General features: G+C 42.1%; 27 protein-coding genes and 3 pseudogenes. 24 read left to right on the top strand and 6 right to left on the bottom strand.

Annotated elements, in window-relative coordinates:
• Positions 1-136: 136 nt before the first annotated feature.
• Positions 137-568, bottom strand: a complete 432-nt coding sequence (locus PBN151_RS14000; RefSeq protein ID WP_021255680.1) for a MarR family winged helix-turn-helix transcriptional regulator — start codon at positions 566-568, stop codon at positions 137-139.
• 230 nt (positions 569-798) lie between these two features.
• Here PBN151_RS14000 and PBN151_RS13995 point away from each other — a divergent pair, with 230 nt between their 5' ends.
• Together PBN151_RS13995 and PBN151_RS13990 are read left to right on the top strand one after the other, a co-directional pair.
• Positions 799-1437: a nitroreductase family protein gene (locus PBN151_RS13995; protein WP_072729447.1), complete on the top strand. Its 639-nt coding sequence runs from the start codon at positions 799-801 to the stop codon at positions 1435-1437.
• 49 nt (positions 1438-1486) lie between these two features.
• Positions 1487-1783 (top strand): putative quinol monooxygenase, encoded by a 297-nt coding sequence (locus tag PBN151_RS13990; protein WP_072729446.1) that lies wholly within the window; start codon positions 1487-1489, stop codon positions 1781-1783.
• A gap of 182 nt (positions 1784-1965) precedes the next feature.
• Here PBN151_RS13990 and PBN151_RS13985 read toward each other — a convergent pair whose 3' ends face one another.
• Together PBN151_RS13985 and PBN151_RS13980 are read right to left on the bottom strand one after the other, a co-directional pair.
• A complete protein-coding gene (locus PBN151_RS13985) occupies positions 1966-2529 on the bottom strand; it encodes an SMI1/KNR4 family protein (RefSeq protein ID WP_072729445.1) in 564 nt (187 codons plus the stop codon).
• Between the two features lie 94 nt (positions 2530-2623).
• Complete coding sequence (locus PBN151_RS13980) at positions 2624-3064, bottom strand: Lrp/AsnC family transcriptional regulator (RefSeq protein ID WP_072729444.1); 441 nt, start codon at positions 3062-3064, stop codon at positions 2624-2626.
• 140 nt (positions 3065-3204) lie between these two features.
• Between PBN151_RS13980 and PBN151_RS13975 the strand changes: the two genes are divergently transcribed.
• The 6 genes from PBN151_RS13975 (at position 3205) to PBN151_RS13950 (ending at position 8929) form a co-directional block, all read left to right on the top strand.
• Positions 3205-3786 carry a DJ-1/PfpI family protein gene (locus PBN151_RS13975; RefSeq protein WP_072729443.1) on the top strand — a complete coding sequence of 194 codons (582 nt, stop codon included), beginning with the start codon at positions 3205-3207 and terminating at the stop codon, positions 3784-3786.
• Positions 3787-3944: 158 nt separating this feature from the next.
• The gene (locus tag PBN151_RS13970) at positions 3945-4712 is read left to right on the top strand and encodes a GNAT family N-acetyltransferase (RefSeq protein ID WP_227774663.1); all 768 of its coding nucleotides are present in this window, start codon (positions 3945-3947) and stop codon (positions 4710-4712) included.
• A gap of 33 nt (positions 4713-4745) precedes the next feature.
• Positions 4746-5117 carry a hypothetical protein gene (locus PBN151_RS13965; RefSeq protein WP_072729442.1) on the top strand — a complete coding sequence of 124 codons (372 nt, stop codon included), beginning with the start codon at positions 4746-4748 and terminating at the stop codon, positions 5115-5117.
• A gap of 234 nt (positions 5118-5351) precedes the next feature.
• Positions 5352-5915: a sigma-70 family RNA polymerase sigma factor gene (locus PBN151_RS13960; protein ID WP_072729441.1), complete on the top strand. Its 564-nt coding sequence runs from the start codon at positions 5352-5354 to the stop codon at positions 5913-5915.
• Positions 5881-7170: a DUF4179 domain-containing protein gene (locus PBN151_RS13955; RefSeq protein WP_072729440.1), complete on the top strand. Its 1290-nt coding sequence runs from the start codon at positions 5881-5883 to the stop codon at positions 7168-7170. The genes PBN151_RS13960 and PBN151_RS13955 overlap by 35 nt, the downstream gene beginning before the upstream one ends.
• A 340-nt stretch (positions 7171-7510) precedes the next feature.
• Positions 7511-8929 carry an MFS transporter gene (locus PBN151_RS13950; RefSeq protein ID WP_083545138.1) on the top strand — a complete coding sequence of 473 codons (1419 nt, stop codon included), beginning with the start codon at positions 7511-7513 and terminating at the stop codon, positions 8927-8929.
• A gap of 265 nt (positions 8930-9194) precedes the next feature.
• Here PBN151_RS13950 and PBN151_RS13945 read toward each other — a convergent pair whose 3' ends face one another.
• The gene (locus PBN151_RS13945; RefSeq protein WP_072729439.1) at positions 9195-9443 is read right to left on the bottom strand and encodes a hypothetical protein; all 249 of its coding nucleotides are present in this window, start codon (positions 9441-9443) and stop codon (positions 9195-9197) included.
• A 592-nt stretch (positions 9444-10035) separates the two neighbouring features.
• On the opposite strand from PBN151_RS13945, the gene PBN151_RS13940 reads away from it, so the two are divergent.
• The 8 genes and pseudogenes from PBN151_RS13940 to PBN151_RS13905 form a co-directional block, all read left to right on the top strand.
• Positions 10036-10644: a zinc metalloprotease gene (locus PBN151_RS13940; protein WP_072729438.1), complete on the top strand. Its 609-nt coding sequence runs from the start codon at positions 10036-10038 to the stop codon at positions 10642-10644.
• A gap of 76 nt (positions 10645-10720) precedes the next feature.
• Entirely contained in the window at positions 10721-11317 is a 597-nt protein-coding gene (locus PBN151_RS13935) for a hypothetical protein (RefSeq protein ID WP_072729437.1), read from the top strand.
• Positions 11318-11638: 321 nt separating this feature from the next.
• Entirely contained in the window at positions 11639-12589 is a 951-nt protein-coding gene (locus PBN151_RS13930; protein ID WP_072729436.1) for a BadF/BadG/BcrA/BcrD ATPase family protein, read from the top strand.
• 80 nt (positions 12590-12669) lie between these two features.
• Positions 12670-13107, top strand: a complete 438-nt coding sequence (locus PBN151_RS13925) for a VOC family protein (RefSeq protein ID WP_072729435.1) — start codon at positions 12670-12672, stop codon at positions 13105-13107.
• A 132-nt stretch (positions 13108-13239) separates the two neighbouring features.
• A complete protein-coding gene (locus tag PBN151_RS13920; protein ID WP_072729434.1) occupies positions 13240-14130 on the top strand; it encodes an alpha/beta hydrolase family protein in 891 nt (296 codons plus the stop codon).
• A gap of 354 nt (positions 14131-14484) precedes the next feature.
• Positions 14485-15444 carry a GNAT family N-acetyltransferase gene (locus PBN151_RS13915; protein WP_083545137.1) on the top strand — a complete coding sequence of 320 codons (960 nt, stop codon included), beginning with the start codon at positions 14485-14487 and terminating at the stop codon, positions 15442-15444.
• Positions 15441-16250, top strand: a complete 810-nt coding sequence (locus tag PBN151_RS13910) for an aminoglycoside 3'-phosphotransferase (protein WP_072729432.1) — start codon at positions 15441-15443, stop codon at positions 16248-16250. Before PBN151_RS13915 ends, PBN151_RS13910 begins: the two co-directional genes overlap by 4 nt.
• Positions 16251-16334: 84 nt before the next feature.
• Positions 16335-16781: pseudogene (locus tag PBN151_RS13905) on the top strand (DJ-1/PfpI family protein); the annotation flags it as partial.
• A gap of 317 nt (positions 16782-17098) precedes the next feature.
• On the opposite strand, the gene PBN151_RS13900 reads toward PBN151_RS13905, so the two are convergent.
• Positions 17099-17452: a hypothetical protein gene (locus tag PBN151_RS13900; RefSeq protein ID WP_072729430.1), complete on the bottom strand. Its 354-nt coding sequence runs from the start codon at positions 17450-17452 to the stop codon at positions 17099-17101.
• A 144-nt stretch (positions 17453-17596) separates the two neighbouring features.
• Positions 17597-17968, bottom strand: coding sequence for a TetR/AcrR family transcriptional regulator (locus tag PBN151_RS13895; RefSeq protein WP_072729429.1), 372 nt, complete (start codon positions 17966-17968; stop codon positions 17597-17599).
• Positions 17969-19099: 1131 nt separating this feature from the next.
• Here PBN151_RS13895 and PBN151_RS13885 point away from each other — a divergent pair.
• The 8 genes and pseudogenes from PBN151_RS13885 to PBN151_RS30445 form a co-directional block, all read left to right on the top strand.
• Positions 19100-19495 (top strand): VOC family protein, encoded by a 396-nt coding sequence (locus tag PBN151_RS13885; protein WP_072729427.1) that lies wholly within the window; start codon positions 19100-19102, stop codon positions 19493-19495.
• Between the two features lie 38 nt (positions 19496-19533).
• Positions 19534-19944: a VOC family protein gene (locus tag PBN151_RS13880; RefSeq protein WP_072729426.1), complete on the top strand. Its 411-nt coding sequence runs from the start codon at positions 19534-19536 to the stop codon at positions 19942-19944.
• 19 nt (positions 19945-19963) lie between these two features.
• Entirely contained in the window at positions 19964-20410 is a 447-nt protein-coding gene (locus PBN151_RS31290) for a GyrI-like domain-containing protein (protein ID WP_175560711.1), read from the top strand.
• Positions 20411-20419: 9 nt separating this feature from the next.
• Positions 20420-20578 (top strand): annotated as a pseudogene (locus PBN151_RS32525) (VOC family protein); the annotation flags it as partial.
• Between the two features lie 86 nt (positions 20579-20664).
• Positions 20665-21063: a VOC family protein gene (locus PBN151_RS13865; RefSeq protein ID WP_072729423.1), complete on the top strand. Its 399-nt coding sequence runs from the start codon at positions 20665-20667 to the stop codon at positions 21061-21063.
• The gene (locus PBN151_RS13860) at positions 21033-21917 is read left to right on the top strand and encodes a serine hydrolase domain-containing protein (RefSeq protein WP_227774661.1); all 885 of its coding nucleotides are present in this window, start codon (positions 21033-21035) and stop codon (positions 21915-21917) included. Before PBN151_RS13865 ends, PBN151_RS13860 begins: the two co-directional genes overlap by 31 nt.
• Before the next feature lie 57 nt (positions 21918-21974).
• Entirely contained in the window at positions 21975-22940 is a 966-nt protein-coding gene (gene sbnB / locus PBN151_RS13855) for a 2,3-diaminopropionate biosynthesis protein SbnB (protein ID WP_072729421.1), read from the top strand.
• Positions 22941-22976: 36 nt separating this feature from the next.
• Positions 22977-23584, top strand: a pseudogene (locus tag PBN151_RS30445) (iron-containing alcohol dehydrogenase); the annotation flags it as partial.
• Positions 23585-24146 lie beyond the last annotated feature (562 nt).

Below are 24146 nucleotides of genomic sequence, written 5' to 3'. Positions count from 1 at the left end.
ACTTTTTTCCCAAGGACTTGGTTGGAGCCGACCCGACTAGGTAAAAGACAAGGCCTACAAAAACAACGCCCCCTATAAACACACATTGGATCGTGTTCACGACGGCTCCCGCCATCAAAAGCAAAAATGTCATGACTTATGTTAATTTTTCTACGTTATGATCAAGCTTTTTCACTAAAATCTGAAGTTGCTTTACCTCTTGCTCTGAAAACCCGCCAAACAATTCAGCGATAAATTGGTTTTTATCTACATCACAGTTCCTTAAAATGTCCTTGCCTGCCTCTGTAATCTGAACAATCACTTCACGATTATTCTGCTCATTGCGATTGCGGGTAACAAAGCCTTTTCCCTCAAGTATTTTTAAATGTCTTGTAATTGCAGCTTGATCAATCTTCATCTCTTGTTGCAAACCGATTTGAGAAAGCAAGCCCATTTCAAGTAATTTGTACAGGATTTCATATCTCGTTAAGCTAATGCCTAATCGTTTCTCAAAGTGCTGGGTGACATGTCTTTCTATATTCTTGAACATAAGAAATATTTGTTTCATTTCCTGATGAGACACTTGCATTGTTTTTCCACCTCTATAGATGATTAATCAATCATTGATGCGTCAATTATAGGATACATAACCTCATTCTTCAAGGCGGACAGTAAGCATTCGTCTGAGTTTATCTATAGAATTTCACTTGACTTAATGTTAGACCTGATATATATTGTTTGACATATCAATCGTTGACCAGTCAATTGTTGATTGATCAAAGGATTTACATTTATATAGATTAAGGAGTAGATCACATCATGTCTAACACAACAAAGAACAATGATTTTCAAGAAATACTGGTAGGACGCCGCTCTATTCGCAAATATGACTCGTCCGTAAAAATAAGCAAGGAAGAAATGACAGAAATGATTGAAGATGCTACTCGTGCACCATCATCTGTCAATATGCAACCATGGCGTTTTCTAGTCATTGAAAGTGAAGAGGGCAAGGCAACATTAGCACCTCTCGCTCGTTTTAACCAACTGCAAGTTGAAACTTCTTCAGCAATGATTGCAGTATTCGGGGATCTGAATAGCTTTGAAAATGGGGAAGCGATCTATAGCAAGGCTGTAGAACTAGGATATATGCCAACTGAAGTGAAAGAAAAACAGATGGCAGCATTAACAAACTACTATGCAAATCTGTCTCCTGAAGTAAACAAAGAAACCGTGCTTATTGACGGCGGACTCGTGTCGATGCAGTTCATGCTAACAGCTCGTGCTCATGGATATGATACTTGTCCAATTGGAGGGTTTGAAAAAGATCAGATCGCAGAAGCTTTCGGTATGGATAAAGAGCGCTATGTTCCGGTAATGCTCATTTCCATTGGAAAAGCAGATGGAGCAGGATACCAATCCGTACGTCTTCCTGTGGAGACAATAACCGAGTGGAAATAAATTTTTGTGTGAATTATGAATGAAAATTAACGAGCAGAGGGGGATTCAAATGATCATTATTCATGCTGTTTCAAGTGTAAATCCAGAAAAAGAACAAGCTTACGTTGAAGAGATTCAATCTCTAGTGAAAGCTTCTAGAGCGGAAAGTGGAAACATTGCTTATGATTTCTATAAAAGCGTAGAAACAGAACATGTCTATATCATGGTGGAAGTATGGAAAGACCAAGAAGCGGTGGCAGCACACAATTCAAGTGAACATTTCACTTCTTTTGTTGCAAAGGCTAAAGCTTATTTAACAGCTCCGCTCGAAGTGAAAGTGTATAGTGGATCTGAAGTAAAAGCGTAAAAGAATAGGACTATGATTTATAAAAAATGACCTCTAAATCCACCACGGTATTGTGGAATTAGAGGTCATTTTCCTTATAACGTCGTCCTGAAAAAGAAAACACACAGTCCAATATCGCTGGCGCTTTATCTTGACGATCAAGCCTTCATTTGTGTAAAACAAATCGAATGGTCTTCCTGCAATCATTCATCATTACCGTAAAGTAAATCTTCAGCCGAGATTGTTCCCATACATAGTTCTATGAAGGTTGAAGCAACTTGTGCGCTGTCCGCGTATCCTAAATTTCCCGAGTGAGATACAAGAATGGGATATTCATTTTCTTCTGAGCTGCTGCGCATATCCCAAGCATAATGAATCCCGCAGCCATCCATAGCAAAGGGGATCGCCTCTGGCATGTACTCGGGAAATTCATAGGCCAGCATCATCGCTCGTAACTCATCAGCACTGAAAAACTGAAAATGCCGAACACCATTTCTGAATTCACCGCCATTGGAAAAACGCAGTAAATCAAGATAAGCGGCGGGAAGACACTTGTTCGGAATAGACCATTTTGCCGGATCGAACGGCTGGTATAGCTTATGTAAAGGATCGGTTACAGGAAAGGGATTGCGCTGCCTTTCCCGTATTTCCGCAATCTCCTCCTCAGATAGAGGGTTGTTCCAATGACTAATAAAATGTTCCGCTTCTTGCTCCGTCAAACCAGGATTTTTCTGGTAGCACACTTCGAATACAGATGCCCAATTCATCCGAGCATTCCTCCTTTTAATCTGCCCGATTGATTACATATGAATAATTCAGGAGAAAGTATCGCTACTAGCTAACTGATTATACCGCGATTTTTCATTCTTCTTCACTAGTATAAGGGTCGATTACTTTTTGCTCATAAGATGATAACACGATATTTGTTGAGGGCGTACCATATTGCATGGAATCATCAATAAATTGCTCTAAACTCTCTACAGAATACGTTGCTATTTTGACAATATAGCTAATTTCCCCTGCTACCCGGTGACACTCAAGTACATCTGGATGGTTACGGCAAAAGCTTGCTAATGATTTACAATCCTTCGATTCAAACAAAATAAGTGCAGAGATTGGACGGTTCATTTTTTTTAGAGAAACGCGCGCATGGTAACCCTCAATAATTTGCTGCTCCTCTAACTTTCGTACTCGCTCAGTTACGGATGGAGAAGATAAATGAACAGCTTCTGCCAAATCTTTCATGGAAATTTTAGCATTCGACTGTAATATTCTCACGATGTTTTTATCAATTTGATCCATAACATATCCAACCTTTTTTTATAATATAGAATAACCAAAATAATTAATAAATTAAAGTCAAACAATAAAATATCCTTTTCTAGCCTGTTCATGAGCCTTCTATATTTTTATAAAATAAGGATATGGAGGGGATTTAGAACATGAAAAAGATATTATTATTATTAGCTAACGGATTTGAAGCAGTAGAAGCTAGTGTATTTACAGATGTGCTAGGTTGGAATAAGTGGGAGGGAGATGGCTCAACTGAGGTCGTAACAGTTGGTCTCCGGAATAAATTAACCTGTACATGGAATCTTACTGTTATCCCTGAAAAAACGGTCAATGATATTCAACTAGATGAGTTTGATGCACTCGCTATTCCAGGAGGATTTGAAGAAGCTGGATTTTACGAGGATGCCTTCAGCACGCCATTTTTACAAGTCATTCAACATTTTTATTCCAATCAGAAACCAATAGCTAGTATCTGTGTTGCATCGTTAGCACTGGGCAAAAGCGGGATTCTTAAAGGAAAAAAAGCGACCACATACAATCATTCAACGAGTAAACGAAAAGAGCAGTTAAAGAATTTCGGCGCAGTTGTGCAAAATGATTTAATTGTTCAGGATGGAAATATTATCACTTCTTCAAATCCAGGTACAGCTTTTGATGTTGCATTTCTATTACTCGAAAAGCTAACGTCTAAAAAAAATGCGGAACATGTAAAGAATCTAATGGGATTTTGAATCATTCAGAAGCAAGTGAATGTGCAGAAAATAAATATATGAGTATTCAACATAGTAAAAGCAAAACTTTTCATTTACAGTTTGGCATAGGGCTTCTTATATTAGGAAGCACATGCAAATGAGTAGGGAAAAGTCTAACGAAAAGGGTAATGATCAAGATGCCAAATCAACAAAATCAACCACTCCAAACGACAAGCATGCCTATATTTTCAGAGATGATTGCTGCCTTTTGGCGGGAGCAATTTGGAAATGGGGAAGTCCTTTATCACGATGAAGTCCTTACGCTCACCATCAATCCTGACCTAAGCGATGCCAATCGGGTAATGGTATTGGCAATGACTGACGGGAAGGTAATGGCGGTTCTGACGCCGGCATTGGCTGATAAGGCGGGCCTTACTCAACAAGCAGAACTGACTGAAGCCATCTTGAGACAAAAATTAATTAAAGCAGGGGTTACGCTGCATGGGGCAGATTATCTCTTCTATTTTACAGAAGCCGATAAGAACTCATTGATGCAAGAAGCCGTGGACGGTGACTTGCGGCAACTGACAGAGCAAGACCATGCTGTATTTTTCGAATTCCAAGCCTCTTCCTCAGAGCAGGATCTGGATGACGCCTATGTGGAATTGGATCACTGGGCTGTGTTTGGCTCGTTTGAGCAAAACCGCTTAGTGAGTGCCGCCAGCATGTACCCATGGCTGAATTCGCATATAGCGGATACCGGAGTGCTCACGCTGAATGATTATCGAGGGAAAGGCCATGCACGTAGAGTAGTGCGCTCCATTAGCAAGTACTCCTACGCACAAGGGTACGAACCCCAATACAGATGCCAGCTTGATAACCACGCGTCCACTTCTTTAGCTCGAGCAGCGGGTTTGACGCTGTTTGGAAAATGGGAAGTCGTCTCTCCTGACTCTGCAAACTGAATTATCGTTTAAAACGAAATTGTCAAATGTGCGTTGATCCACAAACAAAAGGAGAGGATTATAACAGATACACATCCGAATAATTATGAACAGATTTTCAATGAAATTGAAAAATTGCCGTTGCTATTGAATGATGTAGATTATTACCCTTTAGTAAAGCGCGGATACGATTTTCTAGTTATGCTGCATGATAGCGGCTTGGATGAAAGCATGGTTTACAACCGCCTCTTAGCAATTCATCAAAATTTAAAAAATGAGTGGCAACAAGACTTTATAGCAGAACTCTTAGATTTTGTTTGCGGTTTTATCGGGAACCAAGCGTATTATATTTGGCGCCATGATGGAGCATTTTCAAGGGAACTCTCATCCGTAAATGTAAAAACAGAAAGATCAAATCAAGATTAATCGAATCGACTCTCTACAAATCGCAATTTTTGCGAAAAGAGTTTAAAATTGGTTGTTCGTCAGAACGCCACGCGGCGTCAAGCTAGTGCAGCAATCTACAGTGTAATCAGACGATTAATAGAGCCCTCATCTGTGTAACAAGGTGTGGGCTATTTGACGTTTATGTATAATTTTTTATATAAAATGAACTTTTCTGATCCCCGCGATCTCTTATCTATGAAAAGGGGAGTGAACATGAGAGTAAGCCATCTTGTCAAACAAGCCAAAAAAGGCAACAAAGAGGCATTATTACAGCTCATTATGGCCGATAAGGACGCTTATTACCGACTTGCCTATACCTACATGGGCAATGAGCATGATGCGATGGATGCAATGGAAGATATGATAGTCGCACTATATGAGAAGATTGGGCAATTGCAGATGAACGAAGCGTTCTACAGTTGGAGCAAGACGATTCTCGTCAATCGCTGTAAAGCATTGCTTCGCAAAAAGGATCGGTTCGTACCACTGGAAGACGAGCAAGAGCCATCACTAGCTGCATTAACAGATGATAATCCTTATCGTGATACCGAGTCCGAAATGGACATGCAGGTGCTGCTATCCCATCTGAATGCACAGCAGCGGGAGGCGATCGAGCTTCGTTATGTTCATGATCTTCCGTATCAGACGATTGCAGATATGACCGGCGCGCCGCTTGGAACGATCAAATCAAGAATCTCACAGGGTATACAAAAACTAAAAGTGATGATCGGAGGTGATCGTTATGACAACGATCGAGGAGAAGTTACAGGAGCATAAAGAGATATTGAATCAAATCCAGGCTCCGTCAGAACTTGAGGGCAGACTTCGAGATGCGCTTCAACATGTTCCTGTCAAGAAAAGAAACAAGAATAAGACGAGAGCATGGGTTGCATCGGCAGCGGCAGCAGTCATTCTCATGGTCGGGGTATACGAGTATCCGGCCTTAGCTTATTACGGCAGCAAATTGTTTGGCGGCGTCAACTTCAACAGCATTGCGGATGTGATGAAGCAGGGAGTCGCACAAGAAGTAAACAAAAGCACAACGCTTAAGGATGGAACTGTCCTTGCTATTAATGGCGTAATTGCGGACGATAACGTATTCCGCTTATATTATACAATTGATCGACCCGCGGGCACTGAGTATACGGACCACGACTTTGTACGGTATAGTTTTGAACATGTGAAAGGGTTCTTGACCGATTCCAGCCCAATTGAGGGGGGCGGAAGTCCCGGAAAAAATAAAAGCCAGTTCGTGGGAGATGCTGATTTCGAACCAGTCAGTCCATTTTCTCGTACATTAACCCTTACATTCACTGAGTGGCTGGACAATGGGGAGAAGATATCCTATCCCATCTCCTTCGATTTTGAAGCGAACAAAGCGATGAAGAGTATCATTAAAGAGGATATTTCCGAATCCATCGTTGTCGATAAAGGAACCATTCATTATGACTACATTACGGCTTCCCCAACCTCAACCATCGTGAAGGGACATTATGAATTAGAGGAATATCCGAGATTTTCAGGCCAAACCAAGCTCTATGTGAATGGAAAAGAAGTTAGTTGGACTAGAGGAGGGGGAAGTAATCCAGACTTCGAACTGAAATTTGATCCATTCCCTACAGACAATATTCAGTCCATTGAGCTTGAACTCGTCAATTTTGAAGGATATCATAACATACAAGAGCCTATCTCGCTTGCATCACCATCCGATCGCTCCATTCAAATTGGAGATGAAAAGTTCTGGATTCGCAGCGTTACCAAAACGGCTACAGGTCATGATGTTGTCATTGCGAGAAAACAATTTACTTTCTTGAAGATGGACACATTGTCCGTACAGGCTGGCAGCAAAGTTATTCCTGTATCGTCAATATCGAAAGAAAGACAATGGGATTTGAAGAACGGCAACATTCTGTGGGAACAGACGTATTCGTTTAACACAACCGATAAACCAGAATTCCTACTGGTGGACGGCTACCAATATATAAAAACCTATAAGAAGAAAATATCGATTCCTTTAGATAATAAAAAATAAAATCACGCTGTACAGCGGTTCATAATCATACGTTACACAAACCAAAATAGAGGAATAACCAGATTTAGAGTATATGAAAGCCCAGAAGATAGACACTTGTGACAAAAAGTGAATATTCGCTGGGTTTTTATACTTTGCACACAAAATACAGCGCGTGCATTTTATAACGCAATGTATATTAATTATAAACTTTACAGGATATGGTGATAAGAATGCATGCAAAAAATGAGCTTATTGTCATCGAGGGCTACGGACATGTAGGAAGAACCATTTGCGCGAAACTGGGGCCGATATTCGATACCCGGCAAGCCGCTCTTCCGCTTAAGGGGAGGGAAAACTGTTGAGCGTTTCTGCACACGAGAGACTAGGAACAGCTGACGGAAAACGGGCATGGATGATGACGGCGATTTGTCTCAGCGCATTCTTGTCTCACTTTACCGCCGGGGTAGTGAATGTGTCGCTTCCCCGATTCGTCTCCGTGTTCCAGTCCGATATTGGGACAGTGCATTGGATGACGACCGGATATCTCCTCGCTATTACGTCGCTCCTCCCCTTGATGGGCAAGTTAGGCGATCGCTGGGGGCATCGCCGTATCCATAATTGCGGCATAGCCTTATTCACAATTAGCTCTGTTCTGGTTGCGCTCTCGCCGAATCTCACCGTGCTCCTCTTCATGCGGGTTGTGCAAGCGACAGGTACGGCAATGTTCCAAGCGACAAATATGGCAATTATCACGTTTCATATGCCGGGCACACATAGAGGGCGGGCTCTCGGTTTTGTGAGCACCGCTGTTGCCCTAGGCGGCATGGCGGGACCGGTTGCAGGCAGCTTCACCGCGGCATGGTTGAGCTGGCAATGGGCGTTTCTGATTCATGTTCCCGTTGCGGTCGCGGCAACCGGGTTAGCGCTGCGCTTCATCCCTGCTGATCAGAAGAAAGAGACGAGAAAAGCCTCATTGGACGTAATTGGAGCCATTTTGTTCATGTGCAGCATCGGCATAGGAATATACGCCATTGTGAACGGAGGCGCGATAGGGTGGCGATCTCCGAATATGCTTCTACTGTATGCAGTCCTGCTGATTGTTTGCCTTTTGGGCTGGTTGTGGCAGTCCCGGCAGAAAGAGCCTTTTCTGCCGCTCTCGGCGTTTCGTATTCCAGCCGTAGCCTGCGGTCTGATCATTAGCTGCGCATCTTTCCTGATGGCCAATATTGCATTGGTTCTCATGCCATTTTATATTTCGGGAACCACCTCGGTATCCACGGCGGATACAGGCTATGTCATGCTGGCATATCCGCTGCTCTTGGCTGTAATCGGCCCCGTCGCAGGGCACTTATCTGATCGGATTGGATCGTGTCGCTTAATGGGGCTTGGATTATGCGCCATGGCAGGCGGGTTCCTGCTATTCTCTGGGGTATTCGGCGTATTGCCGCTGTGGGCAATTATTTGTACGCTGGCCTTGATCGGTTCGGGGATGGGGCTGATCGCTTCGCCGAATAACAGCTTCATTATGAGCCATGCGGTGAAGGATGACGCAGGATCGCTCGGGAGTATGATTGCATTGACGCGCAACGTGGGCTTGGTGCTTGGTGCTGCGCTAGGATTGGGACTTATGGACGACGGCGATCCTGCCAAGCCGTTGGAGGCATATCTAAACATCTTCGGTTTCGGCGCATGGATCGGCGCTGCCAGCCTGCTGCCGCTCTGTTACAGTTGGTACGTACGGAGAAGGATGGTAAAGCGGCGACAAGAATCAGTGTAGAAAAATGACGGTAAACCAAAATGCTATGTGGGTGCTACCAGGTATAAATATGCAACTTGTAACCGCAAAACGGCGTAAATCGATGGAATTATCTTGGAAAATGTAGAGGAGATTCACACAAAGGAGAAACGGCGAGAGTGCGAAAATAGGGAGGATAAAGCGGCTCTACAATTCCTCAACTGAACCATGAACCATTATCATGGTATGGGACGAATTATTAGAGCCGCTTATGTACAAGAATGAAATTAATTGTTAGTGAACCGAATTAGTTCTGGGCAATACATCCGCTACGGGTTTCTGTCTCTGTCCATGTTTTGGTCTCCGATTGGCCGTTGTCATACTTGCAGGTTTGCATGTAGTGTTTAGTGATGTAGGTTTTTCCATTGAGGCAGTTTGTTTCGGTTTTGATTAAAGTTTTTCCGCCGCACCAGGCTGCATGGGACGGGCTTGGCAACGCCACGAGGAATGCAGAAGCGCACACAACAACCGCCATCATTTTTGTTATTTTGTTCATATGATCACCCCCTTTTATGAATATATTCTACCTATTAATAAGTCTTCCTCCTTTAATATAGAAATAAATTCTATCTTTTCCCATATCATTACTATTATTAATCAAAGATATAATCGGCAGTGCCAAGACCATCGCCCAAAGTATCGTTGACATAAATGGGTGATTTAGGTAGTATAGATTTAATTTGAAGGAGAGGAGCTGAGATTTTTAGAGACGGAAAATAAAAACAATCTGTAATTGTTTGAAAGTTAAACCTCATTGTACACTCCTTAGACAGCGCTTTCATTAGACCCGAATTGTATACCCTCATCATTGCATATTCCCACTCTCATCTTGCAAGAGAACTTTACTATGTAAACTTAATAGAAAAGAAATGAATTCACAAAAAGCGATTATGATGTACATGCAACATACCACGTGAACTTCCTCCAGCCACCAGAGAGCTTTGAAACGCACAATAAGCCTGAAGGCCATGCGTGAAATCTACGTTGTTAAGTGACAGTACTACCCAAAGTAAAGAATGATAGGTTCTCCTGATCGTTACATTCCGATGTTTTGGGATTGTGAGAAATTCAAATGAGAGGTGGACATTATGAAAAAAAAGTGGATTATCGCTTTAACCTGTTTTCTTGCCATTTTTCTCGTTAGGTCAGCAGTTGACGCAGCTAATTCAGACTACGTGAGCGGGTCTTGGGACATGAGTGATACAACCAGCTTGGGGGTAGCAGTAGGTCCTAGCATGTCGAACTACCTGAGCTCTTTTAAAAGTTGGTACTCTAGCTGGAACGGTGTCTCATCAAAGGTAGGATTGAATCAGCCTTATGAACAATCTAGTCTTGATCAAACACCTCATTTTGCTCGAATTAATATAATCGGGAAGAATCTGGGGGCTACAGGAAGTTGGGGGGAAACTTGCAATTATAAATATAGTGTCATATTGGGATACACTTGTGACTGGAATGGCTCTTGGAAGGATTCAATTATTAAAATCAACACGAATACAGATTCAAAAACAAGAGTAGGATATTCCTTCCTAAGTTCCGACTTACGAAAAAAGGTTTTTCTGCATGAATTGGGCCATTCATGGGGTCTCGATCATCCTACTACCACATCAAATGCAATTATGAAACAAGGGGATAACGGCTATTACACGATACAGACCTATGATAAAAACAATATAAAAGCGAAATACGGAAAATGAAATCGTCATTCTGAGAATGATGGACTTTCATGAAATCAGCCCTCAAGTGCAATAAAAACAATGGGAGGTGTTTTGTTTGAAAAAATGGCTAACAGCAGGATTGGTCGTTTTGTTGGGAGTTGGCGTTTTTTTTGGATATAAGCATTTGCATACACAAGAATTGCGTCCAGAAGCAGACTACCATAATTACTCCCTCTCCGAGATGGAATCATTAGCAACAGTCATAGTAGAAGTAGACTGGGAGAAAGAAACGGATTCTATTGTAACATTGGATGAAAAAGATAAATATCCCCTGGATACACGTACATTTTCAAATATTAAAGTGAAGAAAGTTTTTAAGGGTGACGATCTGGTGAAGGAAGGCGACGAGTTGCCGGTGGTAGAATATTATGCCCAGTGGAGAGATTTGGCGGGCGCTTATGCAAAATTCCCGAATGAGTTCTATAAACCGTTAACTGCTGGGAAAAGTTATTTACTCTTTTTATATCAAAGTCCAGAGGAACCATCTGGTGCATTTGAAATTATAGGGAACCATCAAGGGAAGTATGTATTTCCAAGTAACGATAGCCCCCTGAATACGCTGACAATCAATGAACTGGATATTGCCGAGAATAATGAGCATTATACGACTCTTTATAATGAGGTTAGTCAGAAGTATTTTAATTACCAATAACTCTTCTGCATGGAACGGGTACCCGGAAGATCGCCACTGGAGACAAAAAGTGGCTGTCATCCGGGTTTTTTTATGTGTTACTTATACAGATATTGGAGTGAGCGGAGCTAATTATTATCACAGAAATGCAGTACTTCCGAGAATGATGAATCAGCCAACAAAATCATGCTACAATTGCTCCGGAAAAGAAGGTTTATCGCAGATTTTTAAAGAATATGAAATGTAATGGAATTGCATGGATGACTTACGATTGAAGGGATAGCTGCTAATAGAGTGATGATGGGTCTGATTTCGATAATTGGTTAGGGGGTCATTGCTGTGATGGACCGGAATATTGTTGTCGGCATTGATGGAGGCGGCACGAATACAAGAGTTATGCTCTGTGATCTAAACGGAAATGAGCTTGCTTATGCGGAAGGCGGCTGTGCATCCAAGTATAAAGACGAGAACGCAGCTGAGAATGTGAAAGCGACGATTAAGAATGCGCTTGCGATAGCAGGGCGAGATACAACCTCTGTGGCCGCGCTTGTTGCTGGCCTTGCGGGCTATGACTCAGAAGCAGATGACGTATGGATTCATGCATTTGCTGACCTACCGGGGCTTGACTGTCCCAAGCTGCATTTGAATGACTCCGATGTTTCTCACGCAGGAGCACTTCAAAATCAACCAGGTATCATTGCCATTGCCGGAACAGGAACGATGATTATGGGCATCAATGAATACGGTACACGAACCCGAAACTTGGATTATCGCCATTACGCATATAGCGCAGCACGTCATCTTGCCTATGATGCTGTGTATGAAGTACTTGCAGGTCGCCCAGATGATTCGGATGAAGGACTGATTGCAGAAATGATGCAGCATTGGCAGTCGAATAGCTTAGAGCAGTTGCAGGAGCTTGCTCGGCGGGGATTTGAGCCAGATACGATGAAGCGCGATCAGCATTTTGGTCAATTCGCTCCATGTGTAACCACAGCGGCAGAACAGGGCAGCAGTATAGCAAGAAGCGTATGCAACCGCGCTGTAGAGCAGCTCCGATTAGGGATTGAGCTTATCGGCTCCAACTTCGCTGAACGCAGCATCAATGTCGCGCTAATCGGCAGCGTCATCTGCAGTTCCTACATGCGCAGCAAACTAACTGAAATGCTTATAGCGCATCCAGTTAAGCAATATCGCTTGGTTGATCCACTATTTCCACCCGTAGTCGGTGCCATTCTTCTTGCCTATAAGGAGCTCGGCGTACAAGCGGACATGAATGTAGCAATGAAGTAGAACATGATTATCTTACATAATCGTATTGTTAACATAGCTATGTAGATAAAAAGGAGCTGTTTGTATTAACGGATGATTTCATGAATCATGATGGATTTGGGCAAATCATCGAACGAGAAGTCCTGCGTGCAATTGTACCACGCATTGCTACAATCGAAATCCCTGTGTCGGATTTGAGAAAAGCAATAGCCTGGTATACTGAGACCTTTGGCATGAAGGTTCTTGGAGAACCGGACGAAGATTGGGAGGCAGCCATGCTTTATCTGGATGGAGGCGAACGTCTCGGAGTTCCAAACTTATACTTGGTTGAGAATCAAGATGAACAACGACTTGCTTTTACGAATACATATACGGATGTAACCCATAGTGTAATTGACTTCTACTCAGCCAATGTAGAGGAGATGCTAATAGGGTTGCGTTCTCGGATTGTAATGATGAATGGAGTTAGTGGATTTTTTGATCCGGACGGGAATTCATTAGCCGTATGCAGCGCAGTACATTATGGACAAGTGAAATAAACAAGACGACTCAACATCCGACTGTACCTTTGCAAAATAGGTTCAACACGCTAACATGAATTACCGTATAGTATAAATGAATTAACATTTCATTCGAGTCTACATCTTACTATCTTAGGGGGAACACATAAAATGGACATAAATGAAATCAAACAGCCAGGGGCCGCGGGACTCCGTAAAGTCGAAATATCGGATAAGGCTTTGGGCATTACATTTCCAATGTGGGTGATGTATCCTACGGGTACAGATGAGCAAACCGTTCAATTAGGGCCCTATTCGATTGACTTAGCAAAGGATGCGGAGGTTTTGGAAGGAACGTTCCCGTTGGTGCTGATCTCTCACGGTACTGGCAGCACTCCTTTTGCCTATCGTATGTTAGCTCAGCATTTAGCGCGGAACGGTTTTATCGTCGGTATGCCTGAACATCCATACAATAATAGAAATGATAATAGCTTGGAAGGTACGGTTCAAAATCTGACGAACAGACCCCGTCACATTCGGATGGCCATCGACTGTTTTTTTGAAAATGAGAGGTTTGCTGGGAAAGTGTACCCGATTGACGTTTCGATTATCGGTCATTCCCTCGGTGGCTACACGGCATTGGCAGCGGCAGGTGGGGAGCCTACCTCATTTCCTCATGAGTCATCAGATGGGCAACCGCAACACATTGAGGTCACGCCAGATCCCCGCATTCAGTCGCTCGTATTACTCGCGCCGGCATCGGTATGGTTTCAATCCAAAGAAGCGTTACGCAAGGTTGATGTCCCAATTTTGATCCTTGACGCCGAAAAAGACTCTTACACACCCGCTTTTCATGCGCAAATTATTATGAATGGGGTTGCTGATCGAAATAAAGTTCAATATAGAACCGTGCAAAATGCCGGACACTTTTCCTTTTTGAGCCCATTTCCACCTTCGATGAGTTCACCATCATTTCTGCCATCACAGGATCCTCCCGGCTTTGATCGAATTCAATTTCACAAGGAGCTGTGCGCAGAGATCACGAGCTTCCTGAAGCGGTAGTAATCATTGTTGCATGCCTCGAAGAATGATTTGGCTAACGGGACGATAACTCAATAAAGATAATTGGCGGCAGCCGGCTCCTTGGGGTCAGCTGCCTTTTTCACGAACGGAGAAGCGAGTAGAATTAATGTCCCCTACGTGCATCATTATAGCAGGTGGGAAAGGTGGAGGAGTGAGATTCCCTATATCACTGTCCATGAGGTGAAGCATATGAAGAGGATAACGTGGCAGTCGATATCTCAGTGTAAATCTTCGTCTTCTCTACCGATTATGAAGGGAAGCTTTATGTGGATACATAGAGATTACGAATTGTTCGTGTAGAATACTGTTAAAAAATAACTAGTACTTACACATATGCATGTGGTAAAATATGACTCCCCAAAATCAACTAGTCTAACGAAAGGGAGTATGCGCATGGAAGATCTGATAATAGAACCATACCAACCTGAAAGGGATAAAAATTCAATCAGAGCTATGTTGTGTGGAGATGAACAGTTTAAAGAATTGCTAAGATGCGAGAGAATGTTCCCGGATGGTATATTTGTCGCCCGCTACAACGGCATAACAGTAGGTTTCCTATCCATTGATGGGATAAAGAGAAAAGCACAGACAACGATTTATGTTAGCAAGGAATACAGAAGGAGGGGGATTGGAACTGCCCTCATGGCGAAGGTAGACCACTTGCTCTCCCCACACAAGATTGTAGAACGTTCGATGGGTGGATGCATGGATGGCGATCGTTCTACTTTGCAATTTTTATATAAGAATGGTTACTACATCAGTTGGTCGTCTCACATCATGGAACGGGAAGGTGGCTATCTTCCTGAACAGCATATTTCGGTTAGACCTTATGAAGATGATGATTATGAGACCTGTCATATACTTATCGAGGTCGCTTTTTACAAGTTGCATGAAAGTTTGGATTTGCTTCCGACTTATTATTTCCCACCGAATGAAAATGAACGAAAGCGCATGTTCGATAACAAAAGCAACATATACGTGCTTCTTGTTGAAGGGGAAATCGCAGGGGTTGGAAATATTGATGGCAATGAGCTGAGTCATGTTTCTGTTCGGCATGATCTCCAATCTCAAGGATATGGCAGACCATTCGTTTCATTTCTTGTAAATGAAATCATGCGTCGCGGCAATACCATCGTTCAGCTGGGGGTTGTGAAAGGCAATTATGCGAGGAAGTTATATGAAAGTCTTGGTTTCAATGAAAAGTCATTGTACCACTGGCTAACCAAATACTATAGACCTGACACCCGAATGAGCAGACCGCCAAGTGAGATATTGTCAGTTGAATCGAGGTGAGAGTTATAACCGAACTATTTCCAATCGAGATACAAGCCTACTTCAGTGAAGCAGAAGTGACAGTCGTTAAGAAAACCGCAAGATCATCAGTATATCACATGAAAAATCAATCCTACGATGTCTTCCTAAAAGTAACTCCAAAAGAACAAATGCAGCGTGAAGCCATCATGACGAGCTATTTGCATCATAAAGGCATATGCCCAAGCGTAATACACTACAGTTCCAATGATAATAATGATTATCTGATCACCGAACGAATTCCCGGTTCACATGCAGCAAGCGATGAATATATAGCTCACCCAGAGCATTTATGCGATGTATTTGCGGAAAGCCTTCTACATTTGCATCAAATTCCACATACGGATTGCCCTGTTACGAACGGGCTAGAGGAAATGTTCATCCGGGCAGAGCTCAATTACAGGGAAGGGAAGGCAGAAAAGAGCCTTCTTCACTATATGGGATATACCAGTAGAGAATCCGCATATAAAGATATGGTGTCTCTATATAAATACGCTGAAGAAGACAAAGTGATCATACATGGCGACTATTGCTTGCCGAACTTAATTCTGCAAAATAATAAACGGAATGGCTTCATAGATGTAGGGTATGGCGGGATAGGAGATCGGCATTATGATATCTTCTGGGCGCTATGGTCTCTACAATTCAACTTGAAAAGCGCTGACTATGCCAATAGATTTGTGAAAGCATATGGCGAACATGTTATTGATCAAAATCGGCTTCGTCTTTGTGGGCTCCTATCAGTATTTAACGGCTTTAGAGGGCAAGATTATTATATACAAAATTAATACGGAACCTTTCTTTATTCATGGGAACTCAGCGAACTGGCAGAAGAATACAAAATTCTTTCCGAACATGGACGGTGTTCAAAAATGAAAATACAAATTGTATTGTTTGACGGCTTCGGAGAGCTTGTCTCTTTCGCACCCTTTGAGGTACACAAAAGAGCAATAGAAGAAGGGGCTCCTTTCAAGGTTGACTCCATATCAAGTGAACCAAAACAAGAAATGACTACTTCGTTTGGAGTTACGCTTAAACTAAATGATTTTTTACGAATGGATAATCGTCCAGATCTGTTAATTGTACCTGGTGGTGGCTGGAATCATAAAGCTGAACATGGGGCGCGAAAACAAGAAAAGATTGGAACCCTAACCAAACTGATTAGCGAGATGCACAACGAAGGAACGATTGTTGCTGGAGTTTGTACAGGAGGTATGCTGCTAGCTGCCTCCGGTATATTGAATGGTCGAAAGGCGACGATGCACGATTTGGCGCAAAATGAACTCATTGAGAAAGGCGAGGTGTTGTTTGGAGTTAGGAGTACTACCCCAATGGGCTTGATCCATTCAAATCGTAATATTAAAGCCGCACGAACTATTACCTAGTCCTGCGGCTTGTTCACAATCTAAGATTGAAACTTCGAAGATCTCCAGTTCGTACCGATCATACTATTCAACAGTACGGAAAGCGCACAACCAATTACCAAGCCCCAAAAAACATGATCCGGCAATATGTACAATGGAACGAAACACAAGCAAAAAGCCGTTATTATGAAGTTCATGCTGTTTGAAAGTTTGGGATGTGATGACCACCATCTTTTCATGCGATTCACCCTCCCTCATTCACTATCCTTCCATTATATATCATTTTCATTCATTAAGCCAATATAGTGCATGCTGCCTGTAATATCCTTGATTTGACCGGCTTTCTGAGCAAAGCGAACGATTTCCTGTGAAGTTTTTTGGGCGAAAAGAACTTGCGGATCTCCGCTTATCATAACGAAAATGGATTCTCCGCCAAATTGCTCCTGATAGGTTGTCGTGCGTTTGAATACATCAGACGCTTCATTCACGAATATGTTGTTGCCCATTTGCATATCAAGCTTCGGAAGACCAATAGCAAAAAATAAGGTCAATATCGTGATCACGATGATCGTGAATTTGGAACGTCGAATGATGAAATCCCCGAATGTAGTAAATAATCTGTCCAACTCATGCTCCTCCTTCGTTTTTGTCATGACGAATATAGCAGAGTAGATAGTGGGGACACGACATTCAATTAGAGATATATGTTTCAGAATAAGACAATTGTCGCAAAATGTTCCGTTACTCCATCAATGTTTGGAGCGTTTCAATTAATTCCTGTTTCGAAATTTTGTAATTTTCACCAACTCATTGTATACATCATTGTTATTGTTTTTAATCGTAAGGTTAAGGAACAGTTGTTTGTGTTCTTCTACATAATTCAGCATTTGCTCGTAGAAAGAATGCAATGACTCACGGTTGCTATTCACATTCTGGAAAAAGTCAGTTGCAATCATGGTCGTGACTTTGTTGAGCAAATCATACTTGTCTTCATAGTAACGATAGAAGGTACTGCGGTGAACAAACGATTTTTCGCAAATATCCTGAATAGTAATGGATGATGAAAAAGTCTTAGTCGTCAGCAGTTCCGTAAATGCATTGGTAATATCGCGTTTGGTTCGTATATTCGAATTGCTGTTCATATTGGGCATCCTTTCTGCCAGGAAGTGAAAATGAATGTATAAGATAATAAATTTATTATGAAGATAGATTCGAGCAGACTCAAGTCTGTTGGTATTAAAACTCGTGCTGAATTGAATAATGTGATGAGAAGTGGCGTTGAGTTAACAGTAATAACATTATGTTAACAATATGGGCGCAGAGGTGCAGTGGTTACAGGTTCTAGCTCGCATGCATTATGATTTGTAGTTGCGTTGGAAGAACTCGGCGTAAACCAATCTGAGCTATTCTGTCAGTAGGTGGATTGTTTTAGCGAATTCTGCGCTTACCCGGGAAATTTCAAGTAACAAATACTTGGATCTGTTATAATTTTGAAATACGCGACTACGGCCAAACTTATAATATATATTCAGTGTAATTGTAGGGGAGAGCTAATGATGAGGAGCTAAAGGGTTGGGGAAGGAGAATATCGCTTTACTCTTAACGTGAATGGTGAGTGGGGATTTAATGGATTTTCTGAAGAGGTGAATTTCTTAGGAGAAGATTATAATATGAATTATTTAGAGTTAAACAGATAAATAGTTAACCTTTGATGACCCCCAAGTAGATCGCCGCCATCATCTAACACCATGAGAATCAAAGTAGAAAAGCCTCCCGGTACTACGCGCCTTAAGCCTTTTGTATTCGTGAATACAAAGGCTATGCGATATTCCGGAAAGAAATAAATTGTTTATATTTACAAAAGAGAACAATTGTTCTATTATATTAAATATCTCAACTAGCTAGAAACTAATGGTTTTGAGCACTAACTTCTAAAATTATAGTTTTCGCGTAACGTACCAGCATTCGCGCCCCACGCTCTTCCAAGGCAAGTCGATGGAGAGAACTCTAGAAACCCACCAACAGGACTTCATATTAGCACACCAACACATTCTAACAGGTTCCGATGGAGCCATAAGGCTGTTCGCCGTAAAATACATGAGGACATTTTATGAAATTGCCGAAGAACCTAAAAACCTTAAGCATTCAGAAATGATCTTCTTGACCATCTCGATTGAGATTGTACACCTCAAGAAAACGAATATTCTAGGTATTCCTTGTACAGGTCTAACGAATATGGGGAATCGATAGTTACTCTGATAGGAGGCAATATGATGAGTGACGGGAAAATCCTTGGAATTGCATACAATGTCATTCCTGTGGCTAACATCGAGAAATCAGCAGAATGGTATGTGAAACACTTTGGATTTAACATTCGACACCAGCGGGAAGGATATTTAAGTTTGTTTAGGGGCAATAGGCCTATATTAGACTTAATTCAAAGTGATAACGACACGAGAGCCGTATTCGAAATTAACAATAAGAAGAGATGGATCATAACCTTTTTCACAAATGATATTGAGTCTTTACATACCTATTTGAAATCAGAAGACGTGAATGTCGGAAACATTAGCGATAAGGGGAAGTACGGGAAATTCTTTGTATTGGAAGATCTGGATGGCAACCTATTTGATATTTGGGAGAACCACGACTGCGAACTAAATTACTAACTCGTTAGATTTTCAACAAATCAGATGAGGTGACTTCGATGGGTGCTATTATTAGAGAAATCGGAAGTATCTTTATTCCAGTCAAAAATCTTGAAGAGTCCATTCACTGGTATGAGAGCATCTTAGGCTTTCAACTAACCGTAAATTGGGGATTGGGTGCAACATTGAAACTGAATCATACTCCTACTGTATTGGGACTGATACAAGTAGATGAAAAGCAGCCGGTTACATTTAAGAACAAAGATGCATTAATCACACCTTACTATAACTTCTTAACCGAGGATGTCCACTCTGCTCATGAGTATCTGAAGAACAATGGAGTAAACGTGTTTGATATCCGTGACAATGGCGATTTTTATTTAATGGATTTTGAAGATCCAGATGGAAACTTGCTCAGTTTGATTGATTTGAATCAGGATTCAAGATGGCTCAAAAGCTTTACGAAATAATTTCAAAGGAGAAATGAATATGAACCAAGACCAAGTCGAGATTGTTCACCTCCAGGAAAAGAAATTTATCGGCATTCCAGTAACATCTAGTTTTCAGAATCATGACCCAAAGAGAGTTGAAGCTACAAAAGAATCTTTCTTGAATCGCAAACATGAAATCAAAAACGTAATCAATTCACATGAATATGTGTGTCCGCACTTCTCATCGGAAGTACTATTTACTTATTTTTTCTGCATGGAAGTAAGTACTCTTGAGGATATCCCTGAAGGCATGATTGGTTTTACAGCTCCGCCACATTCCTATGCGACAACAAGAACAGAAAAAGACCCTTATGAACAAATCCATACTTACATTGCAAACAATGGATTTGAAAACAATTCGAAGGCACTTGCACTCGAGGTCTATCAATTTGAAGATCCGGAATGGCCAGGAAAAGTAGATGTATTCGTTCCAGTTATCGATTAAGTAAGCAATATTGAGAACACAAGAGATTGGTATTGCAAATTACTCGGCATGCCAACTGATGGAGAAATATTATTTGGCCATATTTATGTGCTTCCAATGCAGGGGGAAACGAATATCGTATTAGACAGCAAGATATATTCACCAGAACACGTATTCAACATCCCAGTTGTTCAATTCGCTGCAGATAAGCCGATGGGGAATTGTGATTACAGAAGCCTTGAAATCAATATATTTAACAAGGAGGAATACACATAATGGAAATAAAGATAAAAAACTATGCAGTTGTTTCATTGCCGGTTCGTGATCTAGAGGTTTCCGTTAGGTGGTACAATGAGGTACTCAGTATTCCGTTCACTTTCGAATACTCCCCGGGTGACCAAGAGGCTTGGCTTAACGTCGGGGGAGTCGGACTTGGGCTTATTCGATGCCCAGAGGTGCCAAAGCTGGACTTTACGAATAGCAGTGGAGAGCATCAGCCAATCATCTCGCTGGAGGTAGACAATATTCATGAAGTGTACGAGGAGTTAAAGAAGAAAGGGAACGATATCGGCGAAATGGTGTACAAGCCACAGGGCGGGTACGGCTTCACTTTCCGCGATCCGGACGGTCATATGGGGCATTTGTGGGGCGGTTGGCCAAAGGAAGAAAGCTGATTATTTTCTCACACAACAAAGAGGCGCTATTTCATATGGATGTTCCATTGGCCGATTTCGATATATTTTCCGAGGAAGAGAAGCAGATCCTCCTTATCGTTAATCAGTTGAATACAGAGTATCCATTCCATCAATCGATCAGCGAGCTTTTTGAAGCACAGGTTTCCCATACTCCAAGTCATATTGCCGTTGTTTGCGAAGGGCGGCAAATTACTTATAAGGAATTGAATGAAAGGGCAAACCAGGCGACTGATTTAGCAAAATTTATCATCGCTATCCAGGAAGCAATAATCGGCAAGTCGGATGTATTCCTGAGAAACTCCTCCGTGAACGAGATGATGAAACCGTACCGAGATCTATACACGGGGCTAGGTTTTGCGTTAGGCGGACAGGATGAGTATCATCGTTTTGGACAGCAAGGTATTAATGAAGGATACTGCAGCCGCTTTGTTGGCTACAGCAAGCTTGGATACGGGGCAGTTGTGATGGTAAATACAGATCACAGTTTACCGATCATACAAAATATCCTTTCGGCTATTGCCGAAGAGTATCATTGGCCGAACTACTATCCGGGCCAAAAAATGACCATTGAGGTATCTCCAAGCGACTTCACAGATTTTGTTGGGGAGTACGAACTGCATAGTGATTACAAACTGGTAATTGATAGTGATGGAACGAAGCTACTAATTAGTGGGCAAGATCAATCCAAGTTTGAATTGTTTCCGCTCTCAGAGCTATCATATTTTGCTAGATCGGTAGAGATTGAAATTGAATTTATAAAGGTCGAAGATCGCATAATCGGAGTTTTATGCTCGCAGGACCGCGTTCAGCAATTTGGGAAAAAGCTTAGATAGTCACTATTTTAACTGCGTGCCGGTCAAAGGCCGTACAAATGACGGGAGGTTCTCTATATGCTGTATTTGAATCATGCCGATATTTTGGATCTCGGTGTGGATTGGGATGCCAATATTGATGTCATCGAACGAGCGGTTCGTTGCATCGCGAATGAGGAATACTCGCAACCGATTAAACCTTATTTACGATTCCAGAATCAAGCCAACCGCATCATTGCGATGCCTGCCTACGCAGGCGGCGCATTTCAGATCGCGGGAATAAAGTGGATTGCCAGTTTTCCAGATAATATACAAAAAGGATTGCCTCGGGCCAATTCGGTAACGATCCTTAACGACGCGGAAACGGGTGTACCGATAGCAACTATCAATACTTCGCTGATAAGCGTCATACGCACATCAGCCGTGTCAGGCTTAATCGTGAAATACTATGAAAATACGAAACGGCTGGAAAATATTCAAGCAGGCATTGTAGGATTTGGCCCGATCGGTAAATTTCATTTGAAGATGTTATGCTCATTGCTCGGAGAGCGCTTAAGCAAAATATATATTTACGATGTGGCAGGAGTTCAACCAGAGGAAATTTCGCATTTAGAGGGGAAAGTGGAGATTTGCAAGAGCTGGGAAGACGCTTATGTAAACTCGGATATATTTATCACGTGCACGGTGTCCAAATCTGGTTATATAGATCGAAAACCTAAGGACAATGCTCTTATTCTGAATGTATCCTTACGGGATTTTAGGCCTGAAATTCTGAATCACACGAAATCCATTATAGTCGATAACTGGGAAGAGGTTTGTCGGGAAAATACGGATATCCTGCACATGAATGAACAAATGGGATTGCAAAAAGAGCACACGAAATCCATTGTGGACATTGTGCTGGAAAATGAACTAAAACAACGAAGACCAAACGATGCTATCATGTTTAATCCTATGGGCATGGCGATATTCGATATCGCCATGGCCCATCACTACTATAAGCTGGCTATGAACCGAGGGATAGGAACCCTCTTGAGCAGCTAGAAATGAGACAATGCTACAATTAAGGAGGAAGACGCGAAAGCAGTCGCGGTAGGAGCCAAATACGAGGGAGATTTCTGGGATATCGTTATCCAGAAAGGTGTGCCTGGAGACGCATTGCCTTTGGGTACAGTGCTGACGATTGCCGCCACCGGCTCGGAGATGAACGGACTCTCCGTCATTACCAATTGGGAAACACAGGAAAAGCTTGGCTGGTCTGTTTAGCAGCACGCTGGCTTTAAATGGAACCCTCGCCATGGGCACCACGGGCGATTGGGCTTCTCATTCTCTTGAGCATGCGGTATCGGCAGTTCACGACATTCCGCATGGCGGAGGTCTTGCCATCTTGTTTCCAAACTGGATGACGTACTCGCTAGATGCCAACATTGGGCGATTCAAACAATTCGCAGAACGTGTTTTTAACATCAATCCTGAAGGCAAAAACGATCAACAAGTTGCTTAAGAAGGTCGCCGAGCTTAGGAAATTCTTTGCATCCCTTTCTTCACCAAGCAGATTAGCGGATTATGGCATCGACGATTCAACGATTGAATTAATGGCGGATAAAGCAATGATATATGGTGATTTAGGAAACTTTAAGAAATTGAGCGGCTCCGATGTCTTGCATATATACCGGATGTCGCTATAAGAGAACAATAATTCATATTACCGATCCTACTCCTTCCAAGTAAAGCGAGCCAGGATCGGTTTTTATTATGTGTCTCGAGTATGGGAATATGTAGTGATGCCTCACTAATCATCAGCGCTGCTCTATGTTGCAGGATATAACATGCATTTCACTTCGGGATAATTAACACAGTTTAATGTCGGTTGGATTGCCAAGGTGGACAAGGAGCAAGGTGAGCAGTATTTCAATTTCAAGATGCGACGAAATTCTAATCTGGTTCCGTGAACCACATCGTGTCAACCGTATACATATGACTAAGGGCGTGGCCAATAGAAGGAAAAGGGGTGTTCACTTTTTGACTTAGATCCTTGATTCTCTTTTGGAGCGTTTGATTAGGGAAAATTGACTTACGTACTTCGCATCTGTACAATAATAGACAAATGAGATCTATAATATCTTTGAAGGGTATCGTATATTCAATATGATGACACAAGCAAAACCTAATTTAGAGCGCATCTGCAGAACAAAAAGGTTACTAAAGTAACTCAATATGCTTACAATTAATGAAGTTAAGTAACACTCA

It is taken from the genome of Paenibacillus sp. NAIST15-1, assembly GCF_001894745.1.
GTDB classification, from domain to species: domain Bacteria; phylum Bacillota; class Bacilli; order Paenibacillales; family Paenibacillaceae; genus Paenibacillus_B; species Paenibacillus_B suaedae.
This window is presented reverse-complemented; position numbering and strand designations above follow the sequence as displayed.